Below are 21,629 nucleotides of genomic sequence, written 5' to 3'. Positions count from 1 at the left end.
TTCCTTTTCCGGGCTGTCGTCGTGCTCAGCGCACCGCGTCGTACAGGGCCAATGCCGCTGCCGTCGCCAGCGACTGCACGACCGCGTACAGGAGCAGGCCGAGGAGGCCGCGCAGCACGGTCTTCCACCACGGATAGCCGGCGAAGAACTGTGCCAGCGAGAACAGCAGGCAGGCCATCGCTGCGTATACCGCCCACGCGGTCGCGCCCGGGATCCAGCGCTGCAGCAGCAGCCCCGCCGCCATGAACACGAAGCCCTGCGCCGAGAGGAAGGCGGTCACCACCAGCCATTCCGGATAGTTGAGGCCGCCGACACCGCGGAAGGCGAGCCGCAGGCCCGCCGCCTCCAGCGGCAGCAGCAGCAGGGTCACCAGGGCGAAATTGCGGTTGACCCACGACTCCAGCGTCCGGGTGGCCTCCTGCGCGGCGGGCGACCCGGCCAGCTCCGGATTGCCGGCAAGCCCCGCGCCTGCGGAAATGGTCGAGCCGATGACATCGCCATCGGCGACCAGGCGTCCAACCAGCACGACGGCCGCGGCGGTGACCAGCAGCAGCGTCAGCGGCTTCACCTGGCGCGCCCGCTGGCCGTCGATGTAGTCGCGGATCAGCCTGCCCGGGCGCAGCAGCAGGTTGCACAGCGAGTACAGGAAGCCGCGCTCGAGGTTCAGGATCCCGTGCCGGACCTGCTCGGCCAGGTAGTGCCAGTCGATCCGCGGCGCCCTCGCCTGCCGGCCGCAGGCAGGACAGAACATGTGGCCCGGCTCGCCGGCATGCCCGCATTCCATGCACTGGGTATCCGACATCCGCCATCCCCGGCAAACAGTGGCCGCATGATACGCGCCGGGGCGGCCGTACCCACACGGGATGCGCCCGGAGCGTGGGGTAAGCTTCGGGCGGCCGCGCCACGCGGCCCTATCCACCGTTTCCAGGCCGCCCCCCCATGTCCCTGCCCGAACGCCTGTTCAAGCTCCACGAACACGGCACCAGCACGCGCACCGAGGCGCTGGCCGGCCTGACCACCTTCCTGACGATGTCCTACATCGTCTTCGTGAACCCGGCGATCCTGGCGACCACCGGCATGGACCCGGGCGCGGTATTCGTGGCCACCTGCCTGGCAGCTGCGCTGGGCTCGGCGGTGATGGCGCTGGCGGCCAACTTCCCGGTCGGCATGGCCCCGGGCATGGGGCTCAATGCGTTCTTCGCCTTCACCGTGGTCGGCGCCGCGGGCCTGCCTTGGGAACAGGCGCTGGCGGCGGTGCTGCTGTCGGGCATCGTGTTCCTGCTGCTGACCGTGACCGGCGTGCGCCGCTGGCTGGTGGACGGCATCCCGGTGTCGCTGCGCAGCGCGATCGTGGCCGGTATCGGCCTGTTCCTGGCGATCATCGCCCTGCAGAAATCCAGCGTCGTGATAGGCGATGCCGACACCCTGGTGCGGCTGGGTCCGATGACCGAGCCGGAACCGCTGCTGGCGCTGGGCGGCTTCCTGCTGATCGCCATCCTCGAGGCGCGCCGGGTACGCGGCGCGATCCTGATCGGCATCCTCGCCGTCACCGCCACCGCCTGGGCGATGGGCCTGGTGCAGTGGAACGGGCTGGTGTCGCTGCCACCCAGCCTGGAGCCGACCTTCCTCAAGCTCGACCTGCCCGGCCTGCTGCACTGGGAGGACGGCGCTGGCTGGTCGGTGCTGCTGCAGGTGGTGCTGGTGTTCGTGCTGGTGGAGGTGTTCGACGCCACCGGCACCCTGTACGGGGTGACCAGCCGCGCAGGCCTGCTGAAGCTGGCCGATGGCAACAAGCGCTTCGGCCGCGCCCTGCTTGCCGACAGCACCGCGATCCTGGCCGGCTCCCTGCTGGGTACCAGCTCGACCACCGCGTACGCCGAGAGCGCGTCCGGCGTGCAGGCCGGAGGCCGCACCGGCCTCACCGCCCTGGTGGTGGCCGCCCTGTTCCTGGCCGCATTGCTTTTCTCCCCGCTGGCGGCGATGGTGCCGCCCTACGCCACCGCGCCGGCGCTGCTGTTCGTTGCCGGGCTGATGCTGCGCGAGCTGGTGGAGATAGAGTGGAGCGAGCTGACCGAGGCGGTGCCGGCCGCGCTGTGCGCGCTGGCCATGCCCTTCACCTACTCCATCGCCAATGGCCTGGCCTTCGGCTTCATCGCCTATGCGGTGCTGAAGGCCGGCACCGGCCGCTGGCGCGAGGTGCATCCGGCGGTGTGGCTGGTGGCCATGCTGTTCGCGCTGCGCTACGCACTGGCCTGAGCTGCAGCGGCGTATCCGCCTCCAGGGCATCACGCCCGCGTCGATGGCCCCCTTGGGCGCCGGCTGTCACCGACAGCTGTCGGGCCAGCTCAGTTGCCCAGCGCCAGCCGCGCGCGCTTGCGCGTTACCAGGCGGTTGATATTGTGCAGCGAGGCCAGCATCAGGTACGCGCCTTCGAGCCAGCCGCTGCGGTGCAGGGCCACCAGGTCCGCGCCTGGCAACGCGGCCAGGCGCTCGCGGTCGATCGCGTGGAAGCCGGTCAGGCGGCCTGACATGGTCGGCCCGGACTTCAATTCGAACTCCACTGGCTGGATCAGCCCGAGCCGTTCGAACTCGGCGTACATGAGGCCGGCGGGCTGCACGCCGTCGCCACGCAGCACCTGGATCACGTGTTCGAGGTACGGCGCCTGCCCGCCCTGCGGCAGGAACACCGGCACGCCGTCCGCCGCGCGCACCCGCGGATGGTCCATGCCGACGTGGATCACCGGCTCCAGCACTTCCCGCCCGTACCCGATCCGCCCCTGGAAGCCGATCAGGAACGGCCCCTTGGCGACGTAGCCCGGCAGGCATGCCGCCTCCCAGCGGCCGTCCTGCAGGAACAGGTTCTCGTCCCGGTCGAAACCCAGCAGGGCGAACGCGTCCCAGCCGGAGCCTTCGGCATTGCGCTGGAGCAGGGATCGGGTACTCCTGCAGCAGCTCGGCGAACTCGGTCGGGAACGCCGGCACCTCGCCTACCGCATCGCCGGACTGCGGGCCATGCCCGCGAGCGATCCGCAGGTCGCGGTGGGTCCAGTCGTTCAGACGCTCGTAGCGCGCCATCCCTTCTCCCGGTCCCTTCCGGCGTCCGGCACGCGGGCGTTTCCACCCGCGGGCCGGCCGGTGAAGCGGGACCGCCGCCGGAAGCGACGATCCCTGCCCGCCACCACGAAGGTGGCCGGCGATGGTCAGAACTTGTAGCGCACGCCGACCATGTAGCGCGGCTCCTGGTCCACCAGCCTGACGATCTGGCTGCCGGTGCGGCCGTGCCAGCGCACGTCCTCGCCGGTCAGGTTGATCGCCTCCACGCTGAAGGCCCAGTTGTCGTTGAGCTGGTAGGTCACGCTCAGGTCGATCTGGTCGTACTCCTCGACGTAGTACGGGTTGTGCGAGCTGCCATTCTCGTTGCTGAGGATCAGGTACTCGTCGCGCCAGTTCCACGCCAGGCGGGCCGACCAGCCGTACTTCTCGTACATCAGCATCACGTTGGCGGTGTCGCTCAGGCCCAGCAGCGCGAACTGCTCGGCGATGGAGCCGTTGTCGAAGCCGACGTCGCCGTTGACGATGGTGTAGTTGGCGTACACGCCGAAGCCGCTGTCGCCGAAGAAGTACTGGCCCGCCAGTTCCCAGCCGTTGAGCTTGGCCGTGTTCTGGTTGACCGGACGGCTGATGTTGAACACGTACAGCGGGTCGGTCGGCAGGCCCTCGATGTCGTACAGGCTCTCCATCGCCAGCGCCTGGCTGCCGTTGTACGCGGCCAGGCCGCCGGTCGCGGCGGCGTTGCGAAGCATGGCCAGGGCGGTGAACAGGTTGGTGTCGTTGCCCGCGCACGCGCTGTTCGGGTTGCCGCCGGCCGCCTGCACCTGGGCCACGCACGCCGAGCTGTCGAGGAACGCCAGGGCCGCCTGCGCGTCCGGACCGGAGGTCGGGTCGGTCAGGTCGTACATGGTCCCGCGCTCGACGGAGGTGCCGAGGAAGTTGTTGACCTGCTTGTTCCAGTAGGTCGCGCTCAGGTAGCTGGCGTCGGCGAAGTACCACTCCAGCGCCAGGTCGATGTTGTTCGACTCCAGCGGCTTCAGCTTGGTGTTCTGCGTATCGGCCGAGGCACGGCTGGATTCGTTGAGCAGGATCGAACCGGTCGGGGTGTTCACGTTGCCGGGGCCGGCGGCCAGGCTGGTGAACGGCGCGCGGGCGATGGTGCGGCTGAACGAGGCACGACCCTTGAGGGTGTCGGTGAAGTCGATCGAGAAATCCAGGTTCGGCAGCAGGTAGCTGTAGCTGTTGTCGTCCCGGTACACGGTGACGTCGCCCGGGGCGCCGTCCAGGATCTGGAAGTCGTTGTTGGACTGCCAGTTGATCGCCGCGCGGTTGGCCACGACGTTGACCGCCGACACGTCGGTGGTCTCGTAGCGCAGGCCCAGGCGGGTGTTCACCGGGCGGCCGGCCAGCTCGCCGCCGAGGTCCACCTGGAAGTACGCCGCGTGGGTCTTCTCCTCCACCGTGCTGTTGGTGTTGAGGATCGGGTTGACGCCGATGTTGGTGCCATAGACCGAGCGGGCCCACTCCGCCAGCTGGCCGGCGTCGCCGCGGAAGCCACTGCGGAAGGCGCCGGTGGCGCTGAAGTCGTTGAACATGCCGACCACGTCGTACGGGGTCAGCAGGTCGATCAGCCCGGCCTGGGTATCGCTGGCGACGTTGTCCACGCTCCAGTTGCCCAGCGCGTTGTAGCTCTCGGAGTTGTTCTGCTGGCGCAGGGTGACGGTGTTGGTGTCCACGCCGAAGCTGAAGCGGCCGTCGTCGAACACCCACTCGCCGTCGATGCGGCCCTGCTTGATCTCCGATTCCTGGCGCTGGGCATTGATGCGCAGGACCTGCGAACCGACCTGGCCTTCCTCCCACGGCGGGTTGACCACGCCGTTGGTGCCGGCCTGGGCGTCGGCCAGGGTCGGGTACCAGGTGCGCGCGCCGACCGGCAGGCCGTTGTTGAAGCGCAGTTCCTGCACGTAGTGGCCGCCGCAGTTCGGCGCACCGGTGCCGACGCAGTTGTTGGTGCCGGCGATGCTGACGTAGAGCGCGCCGCCGCCGGTCAGCGGGTCGTTCGGGTTGCTCTCGGTCTTGGAGTTGTGGGCGTCGAACGACAGGCGGAAGCTGTCGTTGACCTGCCAGTCGACGTTCAGGCCGATCTGGTCGAACTTGTACTTCTGCGCGTTGCGCTGCTGCTCCATGCCGAAGTCCTTGAACGGCGAGGAGCCTGCGGTGGAGATCTCGCGGATGTAGATCGGGGTCGCGACGGCGCCGCTGCGGTCGAACTCGACGTTGGTATAGGCGTCGTTCTGCAGCCACATGCCCATCTCGCCGCGCTTCTCGGTGATCTCGTTGGTCGAGTGGGTGTAGTCGAGGGTGAAGGTCAGGGCGTCGCTGGGGGCGAACTGCAGCACGGCCTGGGCATTGACGCGCTCGCGCTCGAAGTCGGAGAAGGCGTAGCGGATGTCGTTCGGCCACGCGTACAGCTCGCCCGCGTCCGGCGCGTTGACCACGGCCGGGTTGCCCGGCAGCGAGCCGGTCCACTCCTGCACGTTCCAGGCGTTCTCGGTGGCCTGGACCGAGCCGCCACGGCGCTTCTGCTGGCTGGCGCTGATGCTGACGCCCCAGGTCTTGTCGGTGTTGGCGTAGCTGAAGATGCCGGAGACTTCCGGCTGGATGTCGGTGTCGAACGGCTGCGACTTGTCGTAGACGCCCTTCACGCCAGCGCTGGCCACCACGTCGCCGCCGCGGTTGTTGAACGGGCGCGCGGTGAGGATGTTGATGGTCGCGCCGATGCCGCCTGACGGGACATGCGCCTGGCCGGTCTTGTAGACCTCCAGGCCGCCCACCGCCTCGGAGGCCAGCTGGGCGAAGTTGAACGCGCGGGTGCCGCCGTTCACGCCGCCCACCGCGACCTGGCCCGGCGCGCCGAAGGCGTCGGCACCCGGCACCTGGCGGCCGTTGAGGGTGACCAGGTTGAACTGCGGTCCGAAGCCGCGGGCGGTGACCTGGGCGCCCTCGCCGTCGCGGCGCTCGATCGAGATGCCGGTGATGCGTTGCAGGGACTCGGCGAGGTTGGTATCCGGGAACTTGCCGATGTCCTCGGCGCTGACCGCGTCGACGATGCCCGCCGAATCGCGCTTGATGTTCATCGCCTGGTCCAGCGAACTGCGCAGGCCGGTGACCTGCACGGTGTCCAGCTGGGTGGCTTGCTGCGAATCCTGCGCGAACGCGGGATTGATGACGATCATGCCGCCGACGATGGTGAACATCGCCCGCGAGCGGAACTTCTTCTTCAGCTTGTGGCTCATCAGGGGGTCCTCAGCACTGGGGGGTTGTCGGGTACCGGCGGGCATCGCTGGCGCGTGCGGGCCGCCTGCGGCCGCGGTCACGCCCAAAGACAGCGCTGGACATGGAAAGCATGTACATCCTGTAAAACCTCCATCTCTCTCCGGACTTTCGAATGGGTGTTTCCCTACGCCCAGGGCTTTCCGGACGGCGCCTTTGGAGGCCTTCGCTCCATGCAGCAGCCCATGCCGGGCACGGACGATCCCTGGGGCAGACAGGAACAGCGCACGCGTTTTTCTCGTGCGCCGCCTGCGCTGTCAGGGACCCTCGAACCAGTTCGGAACACCGATGGCCCCGGCCAACGCGGGGCGAATGGATAGCAGCTGCCTTTTCGCTTCTTCAAGCAAAAAACAGCGCTTTTTGAATGTTTCTATCGAGACGATCGAGTCGCTTGGAAATTCGGGCGAGGAAGCAGCTAGTCCGCGCCCGGGAGCGATCGTCAGTATCAGTTGCACGCCGGGAGCGGCCTTGCCCAAACGTTATGGCAATCAGTGGATTGCAGAATACGCATGTGTACGCAGCAACCAATGCCGTGCAATACGGATTTTCAGGACGCCGGCGTATGCCAGACAGGCGTGCCTGGAGTCGTCCTGCGACAGCGCCGGACATTTTTGTGCGCTGCACCACGCGTTTCCCGCGGGACACCGGTCACGCCGATGCCCCGGAACGGGGGCCGGTGCACCAGATGGAAACGGCCGCGATGCATGCATCGCGGCCGCGGCAGGAACCCATGTCTTTCCTGCCCGTTACGGCAGGACGTCGATGAAGGTGTTGAGCGAGAGGCGGCCGGTGAGCGGATCCGGCGGCGGCACGTCATGGTTGCTGATGGTGGCCGAGTGCAGCGAGTTGCGCCGGTACATCACCAGGCGGTTGAACACGCCCTCGACCTGGCTGATGCGCTCGAACATCGGCGTGTCCTCGCCGATGTAACCCGGGCCGGGCGCGTCGGGCCCCTGCGCCTCGCGCTCGAGCTGCTGGTAGTAGGCCAGGTTGCGTCCCTCGTCCACGTACTCGTAGCCGGTGGCGCGGTGGCGGTAGAACGCGGTTCCGCCCCAGCTGCCGCGGAACAGGTAATGGACCGCGGCCAGGCCCTGGTGCGAGGCGGCGTCGATGTGCGGGATGCGCTGCAGGAACATCAGCTGTTCCGGCGGACGGGTGATCAGCGAGTAGTACGAGGTCGCGCGCAACCGCCCCGGTCCGATCCCGAAGAACTCCATCAGCGGCGTCGCCAGCTGTTCCAGGAACACCTGGTAGGAGACCGGCCCGGGCGCGCGGATGCCGGGGAAGAACGCGCCGTGCGGCTGGAAATCCATGCGCGCGGCCTTGCGCACCAGCCGCTCCGGATCGGCCACCAGCTGGTCGACCACCAGCAGCGGCGCGCCTTCCTGCCCGATGGAAAGGCGCTGGACGCGCAGCTGCGGGTGCAGGTCGATGATCATGCCGTGGCTCAGCCCACCGTCGAGCGGCGCCGCATCTGCCACACCGACGGATCGGCCGGGCAGTAGCGGTTGAGGAACTCCTGGTGCTGCGGCATCTGCGCCACCACCCGGTCGATCGGCCGGCGCACGCCTTCCAGCAGGGTGCGCATGTCGGCATCGCTGAGGCCGCGGGTGAGCGGATGGTGGTTGGCCGGCACCACGCCCTGCCCCAGCATGCAGTGGGTCCAGGAATCCAGGCGGAACAGCTCGTCCTCGCCCTGCCAGGCGTAGGCGGTGTCGCGGAACACCTGGATGCGCTGGGCCAGCTCCGGCGGCAGCTCCATCTCGCGGCACTGCTTCCACATCGGCTCGTCGCGCTGGTTGAGGTGGTAGTGCAGGATGATGAAGTTGCGGATGTGCTCCAGCTCGTCGCGGCTGACCTTGTTGTAGCGGTCGGCCACGGCCTGGCTGATGCCCTCGAACGGGAACATCTGCACCAGGCGCGTCACCGCGCTGAGGGTCAGGTGGATGGAGGTCGATTCCAGCGGCTCGATGAAGCTGCTGGCGAGGCCGAGCGCGACCACGTTCTTGTTCCAGGCCTGCTTGCGGCGGCCGGTGCGGAACGGGACGATCCACGGTTCGCGCACCAGGTTGTCGTCCGGATAGCAGGCGCGCAGCTTGGCGGCGGCCTCGTCGTCGGACATGTGGTCGCTGGAGAACACCCAGCCGCAGCCGACGCGGTGCTGCAGGGCGATGTGCCAGCGCCAGCCGGCCTCGTGCGCGATCGCGCGGGTGTACGGCACCGGCGGGGTGCTGGTCTCCACCTGCATGGCCACGGCGCGGTTGCAGGGCAGCCAGTTGTTCCAGTCCTCGTAGCCGGTCTTCAGGGTCTGCTCGATCAGCAGGCCGCGGAACCCGGTGCAGTCGATGAACAGGTCGCCCTCGACCACCTGCCCGTCCTCCAGCACCAGCGACTGCACGAAGCCGCTGTCCGGATCCTGGCGCACCTGGGCGATCTTGCCCTCGATGCGCTTGAGGCCGCGGCCCTCGCACTTGTTGCGCATGAACACGGCGTACAGCGCGGCATCGAAGTGGTAGGCGTAGCTGACGTCCGAGCGCTCGAGCTTGGTCGCCTGCTTGGTCCAGCGCATCGACCACTGCTGGGTGGCTTCGCTGGCATCAAACAGGGCGAAACGGTCCAGGCGTGCCGCCGCGGTCTCCAGGCAGTAGTCGCCCAGTTCCGACTGCACGCCGCGGGCGCGGCTCTCCAGCCAGAACTGGTGGAAGTCGCAGGACCAGGTGTTGACGCCGGTGGTGCCGAACGGGTGGAAGTAGCGCTCGCCCGGCCGTTTCCAGTTCTCGAAGGAGATGGCGAGCTTGAAGCTGCCGGCCACCGCCTTCATGAACTCGCGCTCGTCGATCTGCAGCAGGCGATGGAAGGTGCGGATGGTCGGGATCGTGGACTCGCCCACGCCCACGGTTCCGATCTCCTCGGACTCGACCAGGGTGATGTCCAGCAGGTCGCGGAACTGGTGGGTCAGCGCGCACGCGGTCACCCAGCCGGCGGTGCCACCACCAGCGATCACCACCTTGCGGATCCGGTTCTTGTCCAAAACACTCCCCTCCGTTGCGAAGGCCGCCGCGCCGGTTGCCTGCGGATGCGCGCGCCCGGGGCGCCGGATCCGCGGGCCGGCGCGGTCAGCGGTTGAGTTTGGCTATCAGGGCCGCGCGCATCCGGCGCGCGGCGGCTTCATCGAATGGTGCCAGCTCGCCGCGCGCCTGTTCGGGCAGGTGCTCGCCGGCGCGTGCGGCCGGGCCGAACACGTAGTACTCGAACAGCTCGCGCCAGGCGCGCTTCTCCTGCTCCGGGCGGTCGCGGATCGACCACATCGCGAGGCTGAGCGCGTGCATCGGCGTGGGGACCCAGGCCGGCATGCTGCTCCACCAGTAGTTGACCAGCACGGTGAACGGATCCAGGCCCTGCACGTGGTGCCACCACATGCTGGGGATGAAGATCGCGTCGCCCGGCTCCAGGACCACGGTCTGGCCCACTTCCAGCGCCTCGGCGAAGCGCGGGTAGCGCTCCAGGTCCGGGGCGTTGAAATCGACCACGCTGACCGCCTGCCCGCCGGGCGTGGGCTGCAGCGGGCCGGGATAGAGGTTGTGCACCTGCTCCGGCGGGAACAGGGTGAAGCGGCGACGGCCCACCGCGCAGCAGGCGATGTTGTTGGGCGCGTCGTAATGGCAGGACGCGGTCACCCGGTTGCCGATCCAGATGCTCGGCGGCGCGGACACGCCATGGCGCTCCAGGCCCAGGTCGTTCTGCCCGCGCAGGCCCGGCAGGCAGTAGTCGACCAGCAGCGACGCCACGTAGTAGGTCGGCGGCGCCGGATCGTGCTCGCACGCGGCCAGCTCGTCCAGCACCTGGTCCAGGTTGCCGCGCCGCACCTCGCAGTTGAGCGCGGTGAAGTCGGCGTTGTAGAACGGCCGCCCGGCGGTGGACGGTTCGCCCCAGTTGTACTGCAGCGGACGGCCGTTGTAGTGGCTGCGCAACAGGTCGCGCGCCGACTGCGGCGACTCCAGGCCGGCCTGGACCAGGCTCCAGTCGCGGGCAAGGCCGGGCAGCACCGTGGGCGTGGCTTCGGCGAGCAGCTGTTCCAGCGGCAGCGTGTCGGGCGTGCAGCCCTCGAACACGCGCACCTTTGCAAGCCGGTCGAACATGCTCAGGCCGCCTTCCCCTCGGCCTCTTCGTGCAGGCGCCGCTGCTTCTCGGCGATCAGCCGCGGCACGTTGTGCAGCGAGGACAGCAGCAGGTAGATGCCCTCCAGCCAGCCTGCCGTGTGCAGCGAGTACACCTGGTCGGAATCCAGCGCCGCCAGGCGGTCGCGGTCGATGCTGTAGAGGCCGGTGAGGTTGACCTGGTGCGCGTCGTCGAACTTGACGTCCAGCGCCACCGGCTGGATCAGCCCGAGGCGGTCCAGGTCGGGATACATGCGGCGCGCGCCCTCGACGCCGGCATGGATGCCGCGCAGCACGCGCAGCACCTTCTCCAGGTACGGGCTGTTGCCGCCCTGCGGGGCGAACACCGGGTGGCCATGGCCATCGCGCAGGCGCGGGTGGTCCAGGTCCACGTGGATGACCGGCTCGTTGCGCAGCTGGCCATCGACCATCTGCTCCTGGAAGCCGATCAGGAAGGGGCCGCGCGCGATCACCGCCGGCAGGTAGTTGGCATGCCAGGCGCCATCGCGCACGTACAGGTTCTCGCTCGGGCCGAAGCCCAGCAGCGCCACCGCGTGCCAGGACCCGTCCGGGTCCTTGCGCAGGAAGATCGGGTACTCGCGCTGCATCTCGGCGAACTCGGTCGGGAACGCCTCGACCATGCCGACGCCGTCGCCGTAGTCGTCGCCGAAACGCGAGGACACGCGCAGGTGTCCGTGCGAGAGGTTGTTCAGCAGTTCGTAACGGGCCATCTCGGCTCCAGTTGTTTCGTCGGACCGCAGGGGGTCCCTTTCCCCGGAAGCGACGCTTCCCCGATGGACCATATCGGCAACCGCGCACCGCCCGCAAGCGGAATCAGGCGTGCCCCGATGGCCCCCAAAAAAAGGGACCGTCGCCGAAGCGACGGTCCCCGTTCTTGCACGTGAAACGACTACATCCGCATGGATCAGAACGTGTAACGCAGGCCCACCATGTAGCGCGGGGACTGGTCGACGACGCGGACGAACTGGCGGCTGGAACGCGCGTGCCAGCGGACATCCTCTCCGGTGAGGTTGATCGCCTCGGCCGACAGCGACAGGTTGTCGGTCAGCTTGTAGCTCACGCTCAGGTCGATCTGGTCGTACTCCTCGACGAAGTACGGGTTGCGGTTGTTGCCGTTCTGGTTGGCGGCCAGCAGGTACTCGTCGCGCCAGTTCCAGGCCAGGCGCGCCGACCACCCGAACTTCTCGTACATCAGCACCAGGTTGGCGGTGTCGGACAGGCCGGTCAGGGCGAACACGTCGGTGTCCGGATCGGCGGCGCGGTCCACGCCCACGTCGCCCTTCACGATGGTGTAGTTCGCCAGGACGCCGAAGCCGGTGTCACCGAAGAAGTACTGGCCACCGAGCTCCCAGCCGTGCAGCGTGGCGGCACGCTGGTTGACCGGGCGGTTGACGTCGAACTGGTACAGCGGGTCACCGCGGCTGGTGTCGCCGATGATGTCGTACAGCGCCTCCAGGTCCAGCGACTGCTGGTTGGAGCCGTCGTACGCGGCCAGGCCGCCGGTCTGGGCGGCGTAGCGGATCAGCGCGGTGGCGGCGAACAGGGTGGTGTAGTCCTGCTTGCAGCCCTCGGACGGATCGTTGCCCGCGGCGGTGACCTGGGCGGTGCACTGGGCGCTGGCCAGGAACGCATTGGCGGCCTGCGCATCCGGGCCAGTGGTCGGGTCGGCCAGGCCGTACAGGTTCTCGCGCACCACGGTGTTGCCGATGAAGTTCTTGACGCGCTTGTTCCAGTAGGTCACGCCGACGAAGCTGGACGGAGCGAAGTACCACTCCAGGCCGATGTCGATGTTGTCCGACTCGAGCGGCAGCAGGCTCGGGGTCTGGGCGTTGCCGGTGGCGCGGAACTGCTCGCCGTACAGGGTCGAACCGCTGGGGATGCCAGCGCCCGGACCGGCGTACAGGTTGCCGTACGGGGCGCGGGCGATGGTCTTGCTGAACGAGGCGCGGCCCTTCAGGTCGGAGGTGAAGTCGATGCTGAAGTCGAGGTTCGGCAGCACGTAGCTGTAGCTGGCCGTCTCGCTGAACGGCATCGCCTCATCCGAGTTGCGGATCTGGAAGTCGTTGTTCGACAGCCACGCCATGGCACCCGGGACCTGGATAACCGAGGTCGACTTCACGTCGGTCTTCTCGTAGCGGACGCCCGCGACCATGTAGGTCGGGAAGTCGCCGAGCATGCCGTCCTGCTCCCACTGGATGTAGACCGACTTGGTCTTTTCCTGGACCAGGTTGTCGGCATCCAGCGCGCCGTACACGCGCGACGAGATCTCGTCGCAGCGGTTCTGCGCGTCCCACGCGGCCGGGGCGTTGCCCGAGGCACACAGGCCCTCGGCCCACTGCGCCAGCTCGGTGGCGTTGCCGATCCACACGTTGGAGTCGGCGCCGCGGGTGTTGAAGTCCTCGAACAGCTTGGTGATGCTGAACTGGCGCAGGTGGTTGGCGATGTCGGCGATCTGGCCGCGGTCGGTCGAGTTCCAGTCGCCCAGGGTCATCAGGTGGGCATGGCCGTCGACGTTCAGGCGGCGCATCTTGCTGTCGCTGGAATCGACGCCGAACAGGAAGCGGCCGTTGTCGAAGGCGAACTCACCGTCGATGCGGCCGGCCTTGACCTCGCTGTCCTGGCGGGTCGACCAGATGCGCATGATCTGGCTGCCGAAGGTCTCCGGCGAGAAGTCCGAGTTGACCACGCCGTTGGTGCCGGCGAGGGCGTCGGCGGTGGTCGGGTACAGGGTGCGCCACATCAGCGGCAGACCGTTGTTGAACTCGTACTCCTGGGTCCAGTTGTTGACTGCCGGGTTCGGCGCGAAGGCACCGAAGCTGAACGCGGTCGAGCTGCCGCCGGTGACCGGGTCGTTCGGACGGCTGTTGACCTTGGTGTTGTGGACGTCGAAGTTCAGGGTCAGCCGGTCGTTGACGTCCCACTTCACGTTCAGGCCGAGCGAGTCGAGGTTGAACTTCTGCTCGTCGCGCTGCTGCTCGAAGCCGAAGTCCTTGCCGCCGCCGGCCAGGTCGCGGATGTAGACCGGGGTCGCAACCTTCTTGTCACCATCGAAGGTGACGTGGGTCAGGTTGTTCTGCAGCCACATGGTCTGCTCGCCACGGTCCTGCGCGATCTCGTTGACCGAATAGGTGTAGTCGAGGGTGAAGGTCAGGGCGTCGCTCGGGGCGAACTGCAGCACCGCCTGGGCGTTGGTGCGCTCGCGCTCGAAGTTCTGGTACGCGTAGCGCACGTCGTTCGGCATGGAATACAGCTGGCCGATCTCGGGCGCGTTCTCGATCACCGCATCCGAACGGAACTTGCTGTCCGTACCGGTCCAGCGGGCCACGTTCCAGCCGTTCTGGGTGGCCTGGGCCGAACCACCGTGGCGCTCCTGGTAGCTGGCGTTGACGCTGAAGCCCCAGGTCTTGTCCGGGTTGGCGTAGCTGAAGATGCCCGAGATCTCGGGAGTGATGTCGCTGCCGATGGTCTGCGAGTCGTCGGAGACGGCCTTGACGCCGGCGCTGGCGACCACTTCGCCGCCGCGGTTGTTGAACGGACGCGCGGTCAGGATGTCGACCGTGGCGCCGATGCCGCCGGACGGCTGCGAGGCACGGCCGGTCTTGTACACGGTCACGCCGTTGACCGCCTCGGAGGCGAGCTGGGCGAAGTTGAAGCCGCGGGTACCGGAGCCGACGCCGCCGACCTCCAGGCCGCCGCCGCCGAAGCCGTCGGCGCCGGGGATCTGGCGACCGTTGAGGGTGACCAGGTTGTAGCCCGGGCCGAAGCCACGCGCGGTGACCTGCGCGCCTTCGCCGTCACGGCGCTCGATCGAGATACCGGTGATGCGCTGCAGGGACTCGGCCAGGTTGGTGTCCGGGAACTTGCCGATGTCCTCGGCGCTGATCGCGTCGACCACGCCGGGCGTGTCGCGCTTGATGTTCATGGCCTGGTCGAGCGAGCTGCGCAGACCGGTGACCTGCACCGTGTCCAGCTGGGTCGCTTCCTGGGAGTCCTGGGCGAACGCGGGATTGATGACGATCATGCCGCCGACGATGGTGAACATCGCCCGCGAGCGGAACTTCTTCTTCATCTTGTGGTTCATAGGTAAGTCCTCAGCACTGGAAGTTGTCAGCTGTCGGCGTGGGCTGGCGCTTGCCCGACCGGAAGCCGGTCGTGGTCACGCCGATAGACAGCGCTGGACATCGGAGACACGTGTACATCCTGTTAAACCTCCCCTCTCTCTCTTCTGGATCGCATGTTGGTTCCTTCCTTTGTGGCATCGGCTTGTGGATGCCAATCCCGGAGCTCTATCCAGGGTCCGCCGGTTCGAAAGCCTCCCCGGCAATGGATGGTGGCAGTCGCCCCACGCGCTGGCCGGAACTGCACTCGGGTACAACAGTTAGCGGTACCAGTTAACGCGGGGCGAATGGATAACAGCTGTTTTCTGGGGTGTCCACAGTGCAGCGCAACACTTTTTTTACGGTTTCGATCAAAACATTCACGCGATAAAAACAATCGCGGGATGACACCGCGAGTCATGTTTTTGCGCCATCCGTGGGGCGACGAAACCTTAATGCGCGGCCGGATTTCGAAAGCGCAGGACAATCAAGACATTGCGAAGGACGCAGGGCGACGGTACGAATCCATGCATCCGCGTATGGCGTGTTTTCGCTGGATGTGATCCGCGACGTCCGTCCCACCCCGGGGAGGACGTCAGCGGCAGACATTTTTGTCGCGGCGCAGCACGTTTCTCCGCAAGCGTTGCTTGCACGTTCAACGCTGCTTGCCCCGGCAATGGCCGGGCATCAGGGCAGGAAGGGAAACACCAGCTTCAACAGGCCGCGCAACGCGTTCTCCGCGCTACCCGCCACCGCCTTCGCGCCGAGGCTGTTGACCGCGTTGCGCACGTCGCTCCAGCGCAGGCTGGCCACGTCCTTGCGCAGCAGCTCGGCCAGCTCCTGGGAGGCGGGGGCGAGCGCACGCAGGGCATCGACCACCGCAGCGGTATCCGGCTGCAGGAAGCCGCTGCGCTCGGCCAGCGCGACCAGGGTGTCGAAACGCACCGCCACCACCTCGCGGTTGCGCTCGTATACCGGCAGTCCACCGGCATCGAGGATCGCCTGTTCGAACTGCTGGCGGTCATCGGGATGTTCGATGCGCACCGCGAGGAAGCCATCGTTGCGGCTCCGCTCGCTGACATGGCGGCTGCCCGAACGCAGGTTGGCCTCGGTCAGGACGTAGCCCAGGATGCGGCGCAGCGCCTCGTCCGCAGGTTCGGCCACCAGCTGCCGCCAGCGCGCGTAGCCGTCGCGGCGCAGCGCGCGCAGCTTTGCCGGGGTCACCCGCAACTGCGCGGCGGCGGCGTGGTTGCTGGCATTGCGGTCGATCGCGCCGTCGCGTTCCAGCAGCACGAACACCAGCAATTCCAGGTCGCGCTTGCTGAGCGCGCCGAAGCCCTGCAGCTGCGTCTGGCGCAGGAATTCGGAGGCGAAGGCCGCCGGGTCTTTGAGTTCGAGCTGCTGCATGGGGGCGTCCTCCTCCGGTGTTGCAGTATGGCCACGGCCGGTCGCACCGGCTGGGATGGGAATGCAACGGCGGTCCCGTTTCGGATCGCGCGCGAAGGATGGCATGGCCGGCGCACCATCCAGGCACGCCGGCGTACGGCGGCGTTACAGCTGGCGGGCATGCTGTGGCATCGTGTGCCGTCCGCCGCCGACGCGGCTCCGCGCGCCGCACACACATATATAGGAGGCTCCATGCTCGACACCGGACTGACCCGCCGCCACCTGCTGGCCGCCATGGCCGGCGCCGGCATCGGTGCCGCCCTGCCCGCCGCTGCCGGGGGACGTGCCGGCGCCACCGCCAGCAAGCGCGGCGACGCAGCCAGCGCACGACGTCCGGATTCGATCGGCGTGGCCCTGGTCGGCCTGGGCTACTACGCCGGCCACCTGCTCGCCCCCGGCCTGCAGCTGACCCGCAACTGCCACCTCGCCGGCATCGTCACCGGCACGCCCGCGAAGATCCCGGAGTGGCAGGCCAAGTACGGCATCGCCGACCGCAACGTCTACAGCTACGACGACTTCGACCGCATCGCCGACAACCCGGAGATCCAGGCGGTCTACATCGTCACCCCGAACGACCTGCACAAGCCGCTGGCCCTGCGCGCGGCTGCCGCCGGCAAGCACGTGTGGTGCGAGAAGCCGATGGCGATGAACGCGGCCGAGGCGCAGGAGATGATCGATGCCTGCCGAGCCGCCAACGTGCAGCTGGCGATCGGCTACCGCATGCAGCACCAGCCCAGCACCATGCAGCTGCGCGCGATGGCGAAGGACAAACCCTACGGGCGCATGCTCAAGGTCAGCGCCGACGCCGGCTTCCATGCCTACGATGACGTCGACCCGGCCAACAAGCCGTGGCGCCTGTTGCCGCAGAACGGCGGCGGCGCGATGTACGACATGGGCGTGTATGCGCTGCAGGGCGCTCGCTACATCACCGGGCAGGAACCGGTGGCGGTGACCGCGCGCAGCGAGGTCCACCGTCCGCAGCTGTTCGAGGGCGTGGACGAGACCACGCACTTCACCCTCGAGTTCGCCGATGGCCTGGTCGCCGAGTGTTCGACCAGCTTCGGCAGGGACATGAACACCCTGCGCGCCGATTGCGAGCGTGGCTGGTACGAGCTGTCGCCGTTCCAGACCTACGACAACATCAAGGGCCGCACCAGCGACGGCAAGCTCATCGAGGACGAAGGCGTCCTCCCGCACCAGCAGGCGCTGCAGATGGACAACGACGCCCTGGCCATCCTCGAGAAGCGGCCGCCGCGCGTGCCCGGCGAGGAAGGCCTGCGCGACATGCGCGTGGTCGATGCGGTGTACGCCTCGGCGCGCGAGGGCGGGCGCCGCATCGTGCTGTGAGCCCGGCCCGCGGTTAACCCTCGCTTCACCCCGGGGCTCCTAGTTTCTGGCGCCCGCAACCCGGAACAGGAGCCACGCATGAGCCGCATCCACGCACTCACCACCGCGCTGCTGCTGGCCGTCGCCAGCGGCAGCGCGCTCGCCCAAGCCTCGACCCTGCCCCTGCCGCCGCCGGCGCCGGAACCGGTTGCCGCGCCCATGCAGCGCCAGAGCGGCATGGCCGTCCTGCAGGGCGGCCACGACGAACGCATCGTGGTCCGCTCGTTCGAGCCGGACAGCGTGGTCGGCGAGTACCGCATCGATTTCGAGGCCATGGACGCCAACGGCGATGGCTTCATCGACCGTCGCGAGGCCGCGGCCAACCCGACCCTGGAGGGCGAGTTCCGCGCGGTCGACGGCAACAGCGATGGCCGCCTGGACCGCGAGGAACTGTCCGGCTGGATCCGCTGATCAGATCCCGGCCGCGTGCCGCCACAGCGCGCGCTTGAGCGGCGGCAGGCGGCCGGCCAGTCCAAGCAGATGGCCGCGCAGCAGCGTGGGTACCGGGTGCGCGTTCGAGAACACGGTGTTGATGGTTTCGAACGCGCGCGCGGAAACGGTGTTGTCGCTGAGCCGACGCCGTTCCCAGCGCTGCAGGCGGTGCGGCGCGGCCCAGTCGGCGCCGCGGCGCAACGCGCCGACGACCTCCTCCTGCAGCGCGGCCACGTCGCGCAGCCCCAGGTTCACGCCCTGGCCGGCGAGCGGATGCACCACGTGTGCCGCATCGCCCAGCACCAGCACGCGCCCGGCCACCTGCCTGCGCACCAGCTGGCGGCGCAGCGGGAAGGCGGCACGCTTCGAGGCCAGCTGCACCCTGCCCAGGCGACCTGCCGAGGCATCGCGCAGCTCGATCGCGAACCGTCCTTCGTCCAGCTCCAGCACGCGCACGGCCTCGGCATCCGGCAGGCTCCACACGATCGACACCAGGCCATCGGTGAACGGCAGCAGCGCCAGCGGCCCCGTGGGCAGGAAGCGCTGCCAGGCCGTGGCCCGGTGCGGCTGTTCCGTCCTTATATAGGCGACCACGCCGCGCTGGCCGTAGTCGCGGGCATCGACCTCCAGGCCGGCGAGCCGGCGCAATGCCGAACCGGCGCCGTCGGCCGCCACCGCCAGGCGCGATTCCAGCCGGCTGCCGTCGTCCAGGCGCAGGCGTACGCCGGCTTCGTCCTGTTCCATCGCCTCGACCCGCGCCGGGGTGAGGCAGCGCACGCCGGCGGTCGCGAGCGCCGCCCACAGGCGGTCGGCGAGCAGGTCGTTCTCGACGATCCAGCCCAGTTCCGGGCGGCCCATCGAGGCGGTATCGAACATGAGTTCGTCGCCACCGGCCGCGTCCCATACGCGCATGCACCGGTAAGGCTGGGCGCGCGCGGCCAGTACCTGCGGCCATACGCCCAGGTGCTGCAGCAGCGTGGCATTGTCCGGCGCCAGCGCGTAGACGCGCAGGTCCGGCTGTTCCCGGGACCAGCGCGGCGCCGGCCGCGGTTCGACCAGCGCGACTTCCAGGCCTGCGCGCGACAGCGCCAGCGCGCAAGCCGCGCCGACCACGCCGCCACCGGCGATGACGACATCCATGCGCACGCGGCTTTTCACGTAGCCCGTCATCGGCACAGCTCCGGCACGTCGCCGCGGAAGCCCATGGCCCCGCCCACCAGCCAGGCCTGCAGCCAGGCGGCGCGGTCGGCGGCGACCAGGCCAAGGCTGCGCAGCGGCCGCAGCAGCGGCGAGGGATTGCCGGTGATCCTGGCCAGGCCATCGGAGAAGGCCAGGGTGCGCTCGCGGTCCTCGCGGCGACGTTCGACGTGGCGGGCCAGCAGCGTCTCGGCGCCGGGATCGCCGCCAGGCGCGGCACGCAGCAGCTCGGCCAGGGTCAGGGCGTCGCGCAGGCCGAGGTTGAAACCCTGGGCGCCGACCGGATGGATGGTCTGGGCGGCGTTGCCCAGCAGCACCGCGCGCGGCGCGACCAGACCCTCGGCCACGACCTGGGCCATCGGGTAGGCGCTGCGCTCGCCCGAGGCGAGGAAGCGCCCGGCGCGCCAGCCGAACGCGGACTGGATCCGCGCCAGCCAGCCGGCCTCGTCCAGCGCGGCCACCGCCGCGGCCTCGTGGCTGGGCACGCCATGGACCACGCCGAAGGCACGGTCGCCGCGCGGCAGCAGCGCGGTCGGGCCGCTGTCGGTGAAGCGTTCCCAGGCGGTGCCATCGGCCGGGCGCTCGCCGCGCACGCGCGCCACGAACAGGGTCTGGCCGTAGTCATGGCGGCGCACGCCAATGCCCAGCGCATTGCGCACGGCGCTGCCGGTGCCGTCGGCGGCGACCAGCAGGCGGGTACGCAGGGACAGCGGGCCGTCCGCGGTTTCCAGGCGCAGGCCGCGATGGCCCTCGTCGCCCTCCTCCAGTCCGGCGAAACGCGCCGGCCGGTATCGCACCAGGCCCTGCACGCGCGAAAGCCGCGTTTCCAGTGCCTGGCCGAAGTCGCGCGCCACCACCACCTGCCCGAATGCTTCCCGCCCGTAGTCGGCCGCCTCCAGCTGCACCCGGCCGAAATCGCCGGCGCGGCTGACGTGGATGCGGCGGATCGGGCCGGTCGGCGCCTGCAGGCTGGACAGCACGCCCAGCGCCTGCAGCGCGTTGACCGAAGCCTGGGCCAGGCTCAGGTTGCGCTGGTCGAACACGGCCGGCAGCTCGCCGGCAGGCGTGGCCTCGACCAGGGCCACGTCCAGCGCCAGCCCGTCCAGGGCGATCGCCAGGCTGGCGCCCACCAGGCCGCCGCCGACGATCACGACATCATGCGTTCGGATCATCGGCACATGATACGCGGCGGCGCGTGCGCGCCGTGCCGCCGCACGGCGCGGCGCCTCGTTCCGACGTGCCGCCAACGCGGGCCCGCCCGCTCCGCTAGAATGCCGGCCACGTTATCCACCAGGCCCCGCGCAATGACCGCCACCAGCCAACGCCTCTTCGTCCTGTCCGTCCTGGCCCTGCTGATGGCCGCCTCGCGCGCCCACGTGTTCGACCACTTCTCGCCGCCGGACGCCAGCTGGGCCGTGTTCTTCGTCGCCGGCTTCGCCCTGCGCGGCTGGGGCCGCTGGGTGTTCCCGCTGCTGATGGCGCTGGCCATGGGCATCGACTGGATGGTGATCTCGCGCCAGGCCGCCTCGTTCTGGGACCACTACTGCGTCTCGGCCGCCTACTGGGGCCTGGTCCCCGCCTACGGCCTGCTGTGGGCCGGCGGCAGCTGGCTGCGCGGCCGCTACACCGGCGCCAGTGCCGCCCAGGCCGGCCGCCTGCTCGGCGCCTTCCTGGTCGCCGTGGTCGCCTGCCAGTTCATCGCCCAGGGCACCTTCTACTGGTACAGCGGCGTGGTCGCCGAGCCGACCGTCGCCGGCTGGTGGAAGAACTTCCTCGACTGGCTGCCGGGCTACATGGGCACCGCCGCCGCCTACACCGCCATCGCCACCACCCTGCAGGTAACGGCCGAGCGCGTCGCCCCGGCGCTGCGCCTGGACCGTACCCAGGCCGCCCGCTGAGCCATGGGCAACCGGCTGTCGAAGATCTACACCCGCACCGGCGACGACGGTTCGACCGGCCTGGGCGACGGCAGCCGCACCGGCAAGGACTCGCTGCGGGTGACCGCCTACGGCACCGTGGACGAGGCCAACTCCGCCATCGGCGTGGTCCTGGCCGCGCCGGGCGTGCCCGATGACATCCGCCAGCTGCTGACCATGGTCCAGCACCAGATGTTCGACCTTGGCGGCGAGCTGTGCATCCCTGGCCATGCGGCCATCACCGCAGCCGACGTGGCCGCGCTGGAGCAGGCGCTGGACCGCTACAACGAAGCCCTGCCGCCGCTGAAGGACTTCATCCTCCCGGCCGGTGGCGAGGCCGCGGCGCGCTGCCACCTGGCCCGCACCATCGTCCGCCGCGCCGAGCGCGAGGCCGTGGCCCTGTCGCGCGCCGAAACCGTCCGCGGCGAGGCGGTGCATTACCTCAACCGCCTGTCCGACCTGCTGTTCGTGCTGGCCCGGGTGCTGGCCCGCGCCGCCGGCGAGGGCGAGGTGCTGTGGCGCAACGACCGGCGCCACCCCGCCGCCTGACCCCCTCCCGAGGTTCTATGGCGCCTTCGCTGCGGCCACGGTAG

General features: G+C 69.1%; 15 protein-coding genes and 1 pseudogene. 5 read left to right on the top strand and 11 right to left on the bottom strand.

From position 1 onward, the window contains the following. Positions 1-25: 25 nt before the first annotated feature. Complete coding sequence (locus tag PSESU_RS03055) at positions 26-802, bottom strand: DUF3667 domain-containing protein (RefSeq protein ID WP_013534300.1); 777 nt, start codon at positions 800-802, stop codon at positions 26-28. A gap of 137 nt (positions 803-939) precedes the next feature. On the opposite strand from PSESU_RS03055, the gene PSESU_RS03050 reads away from it, so the two are divergent. Beyond that, a complete protein-coding gene (locus PSESU_RS03050; protein ID WP_013534299.1) occupies positions 940-2,256 on the top strand; it encodes an NCS2 family permease in 1,317 nt (438 codons plus the stop codon). An 89-nt stretch (positions 2,257-2,345) separates the two neighbouring features. Here the strand turns inward: PSESU_RS03050 and PSESU_RS03045 are convergent. The 8 genes and pseudogenes from PSESU_RS03045 to PSESU_RS03010 form a co-directional block, all read right to left on the bottom strand. Further along, positions 2,346-3,075: pseudogene (locus tag PSESU_RS03045) on the bottom strand (SapC family protein). Positions 3,076-3,200: 125 nt separating this feature from the next. Further along, the gene (locus PSESU_RS03040; RefSeq protein WP_013534298.1) at positions 3,201-6,347 is read right to left on the bottom strand and encodes a TonB-dependent receptor; all 3,147 of its coding nucleotides are present in this window, start codon (positions 6,345-6,347) and stop codon (positions 3,201-3,203) included. Between the two features lie 783 nt (positions 6,348-7,130). After that, positions 7,131-7,823: a DUF6445 family protein gene (locus PSESU_RS03035; protein WP_013534297.1), complete on the bottom strand. Its 693-nt coding sequence runs from the start codon at positions 7,821-7,823 to the stop codon at positions 7,131-7,133. An 8-nt stretch (positions 7,824-7,831) separates the two neighbouring features. Further along, complete coding sequence (locus PSESU_RS03030; protein WP_013534296.1) at positions 7,832-9,415, bottom strand: tryptophan halogenase family protein; 1,584 nt, start codon at positions 9,413-9,415, stop codon at positions 7,832-7,834. A gap of 85 nt (positions 9,416-9,500) precedes the next feature. Next, positions 9,501-10,523 carry a cupin-like domain-containing protein gene (locus tag PSESU_RS03025; protein WP_013534295.1) on the bottom strand — a complete coding sequence of 341 codons (1,023 nt, stop codon included), beginning with the start codon at positions 10,521-10,523 and terminating at the stop codon, positions 9,501-9,503. A gap of 2 nt (positions 10,524-10,525) precedes the next feature. After that, positions 10,526-11,272 carry a SapC family protein gene (locus tag PSESU_RS03020; protein WP_013534294.1) on the bottom strand — a complete coding sequence of 249 codons (747 nt, stop codon included), beginning with the start codon at positions 11,270-11,272 and terminating at the stop codon, positions 10,526-10,528. Between the two features lie 194 nt (positions 11,273-11,466). Then, positions 11,467-14,643, bottom strand: a complete 3,177-nt coding sequence (locus tag PSESU_RS03015) for a TonB-dependent receptor (RefSeq protein WP_013534293.1) — start codon at positions 14,641-14,643, stop codon at positions 11,467-11,469. Between the two features lie 703 nt (positions 14,644-15,346). Further along, positions 15,347-16,066, bottom strand: coding sequence for a hypothetical protein (locus PSESU_RS03010; RefSeq protein WP_013534292.1), 720 nt, complete (start codon positions 16,064-16,066; stop codon positions 15,347-15,349). 231 nt (positions 16,067-16,297) lie between these two features. On the opposite strand from PSESU_RS03010, the gene PSESU_RS03005 reads away from it, so the two are divergent. Both PSESU_RS03005 and PSESU_RS03000 read left to right on the top strand, forming a co-directional pair. After that, entirely contained in the window at positions 16,298-17,452 is a 1,155-nt protein-coding gene (locus PSESU_RS03005) for a Gfo/Idh/MocA family protein (RefSeq protein ID WP_013534291.1), read from the top strand. Positions 17,453-17,530: 78 nt separating this feature from the next. Continuing rightward, complete coding sequence (locus tag PSESU_RS03000) at positions 17,531-17,902, top strand: hypothetical protein (RefSeq protein WP_013534290.1); 372 nt, start codon at positions 17,531-17,533, stop codon at positions 17,900-17,902. Here PSESU_RS03000 and PSESU_RS02995 read toward each other — a convergent pair whose 3' ends face one another. Both PSESU_RS02995 and ubiH read right to left on the bottom strand, forming a co-directional pair. Then, positions 17,903-19,081 (bottom strand): UbiH/UbiF family hydroxylase, encoded by a 1,179-nt coding sequence (locus tag PSESU_RS02995; protein WP_428992108.1) that lies wholly within the window; start codon positions 19,079-19,081, stop codon positions 17,903-17,905. An 8-nt stretch (positions 19,082-19,089) separates the two neighbouring features. After that, entirely contained in the window at positions 19,090-20,292 is a 1,203-nt protein-coding gene (gene ubiH / locus PSESU_RS02990; protein ID WP_013534288.1) for a 2-octaprenyl-6-methoxyphenyl hydroxylase, read from the bottom strand. A 132-nt stretch (positions 20,293-20,424) separates the two neighbouring features. Here ubiH and PSESU_RS02985 point away from each other — a divergent pair, with 132 nt between their 5' ends. Further along, entirely contained in the window at positions 20,425-21,018 is a 594-nt protein-coding gene (locus tag PSESU_RS02985) for a hypothetical protein (RefSeq protein WP_013534287.1), read from the top strand. Positions 21,019-21,021: 3 nt separating this feature from the next. Continuing rightward, positions 21,022-21,585 (top strand): cob(I)yrinic acid a,c-diamide adenosyltransferase, encoded by a 564-nt coding sequence (locus PSESU_RS02980; protein ID WP_013534286.1) that lies wholly within the window; start codon positions 21,022-21,024, stop codon positions 21,583-21,585. The last annotated feature ends 44 nt before the right edge of the window (positions 21,586-21,629 follow it).

Origin of the sequence: Pseudoxanthomonas suwonensis 11-1 (assembly GCF_000185965.1) — a bacterium.
GTDB lineage: Bacteria > Pseudomonadota > Gammaproteobacteria > Xanthomonadales > Xanthomonadaceae > Pseudoxanthomonas > Pseudoxanthomonas suwonensis_A.
The sequence above is the reverse complement of the archived record's forward strand: the minus strand, read 5'-3'. Positions and strand labels throughout refer to the sequence as shown.

What these genes read in the sequence shown, in the direction of transcription:
- PSESU_RS03000 (WP_013534290.1), top strand. Translation starts at nt 17,531, where the DNA reads ATGAGCCGCATCCACGCACTCACCACCGCGCTGCTGCTGGCCGTCGCC.
- PSESU_RS02985 (WP_013534287.1), top strand. Translation starts at nt 20,425, where the DNA reads ATGACCGCCACCAGCCAACGCCTCTTCGTCCTGTCCGTCCTGGCCCTG.
- PSESU_RS03005 (WP_013534291.1), top strand. Translation starts at nt 16,298, where the DNA reads ATGCTCGACACCGGACTGACCCGCCGCCACCTGCTGGCCGCCATGGCC.
- PSESU_RS03010 (WP_013534292.1), bottom strand. Translation starts at nt 16,066, where the DNA reads ATGCAGCAGCTCGAACTCAAAGACCCGGCGGCCTTCGCCTCCGAATTC.
- PSESU_RS03035 (WP_013534297.1), bottom strand. Translation starts at nt 7,823, where the DNA reads ATGATCATCGACCTGCACCCGCAGCTGCGCGTCCAGCGCCTTTCCATC.
- PSESU_RS03025 (WP_013534295.1), bottom strand. Translation starts at nt 10,523, where the DNA reads ATGTTCGACCGGCTTGCAAAGGTGCGCGTGTTCGAGGGCTGCACGCCC.
- PSESU_RS03050 (WP_013534299.1), top strand. Translation starts at nt 940, where the DNA reads ATGTCCCTGCCCGAACGCCTGTTCAAGCTCCACGAACACGGCACCAGC.
- PSESU_RS03020 (WP_013534294.1), bottom strand. Translation starts at nt 11,272, where the DNA reads ATGGCCCGTTACGAACTGCTGAACAACCTCTCGCACGGACACCTGCGC.
- PSESU_RS03015 (WP_013534293.1), bottom strand. Translation starts at nt 14,643, where the DNA reads ATGAACCACAAGATGAAGAAGAAGTTCCGCTCGCGGGCGATGTTCACC.
- PSESU_RS03055 (WP_013534300.1), bottom strand. Translation starts at nt 802, where the DNA reads ATGTCGGATACCCAGTGCATGGAATGCGGGCATGCCGGCGAGCCGGGC.
- PSESU_RS03040 (WP_013534298.1), bottom strand. Translation starts at nt 6,347, where the DNA reads ATGAGCCACAAGCTGAAGAAGAAGTTCCGCTCGCGGGCGATGTTCACC.
- ubiH (WP_013534288.1), bottom strand. Translation starts at nt 20,292, where the DNA reads ATGATCCGAACGCATGATGTCGTGATCGTCGGCGGCGGCCTGGTGGGC.
- PSESU_RS02980 (WP_013534286.1), top strand. Translation starts at nt 21,022, where the DNA reads ATGGGCAACCGGCTGTCGAAGATCTACACCCGCACCGGCGACGACGGT.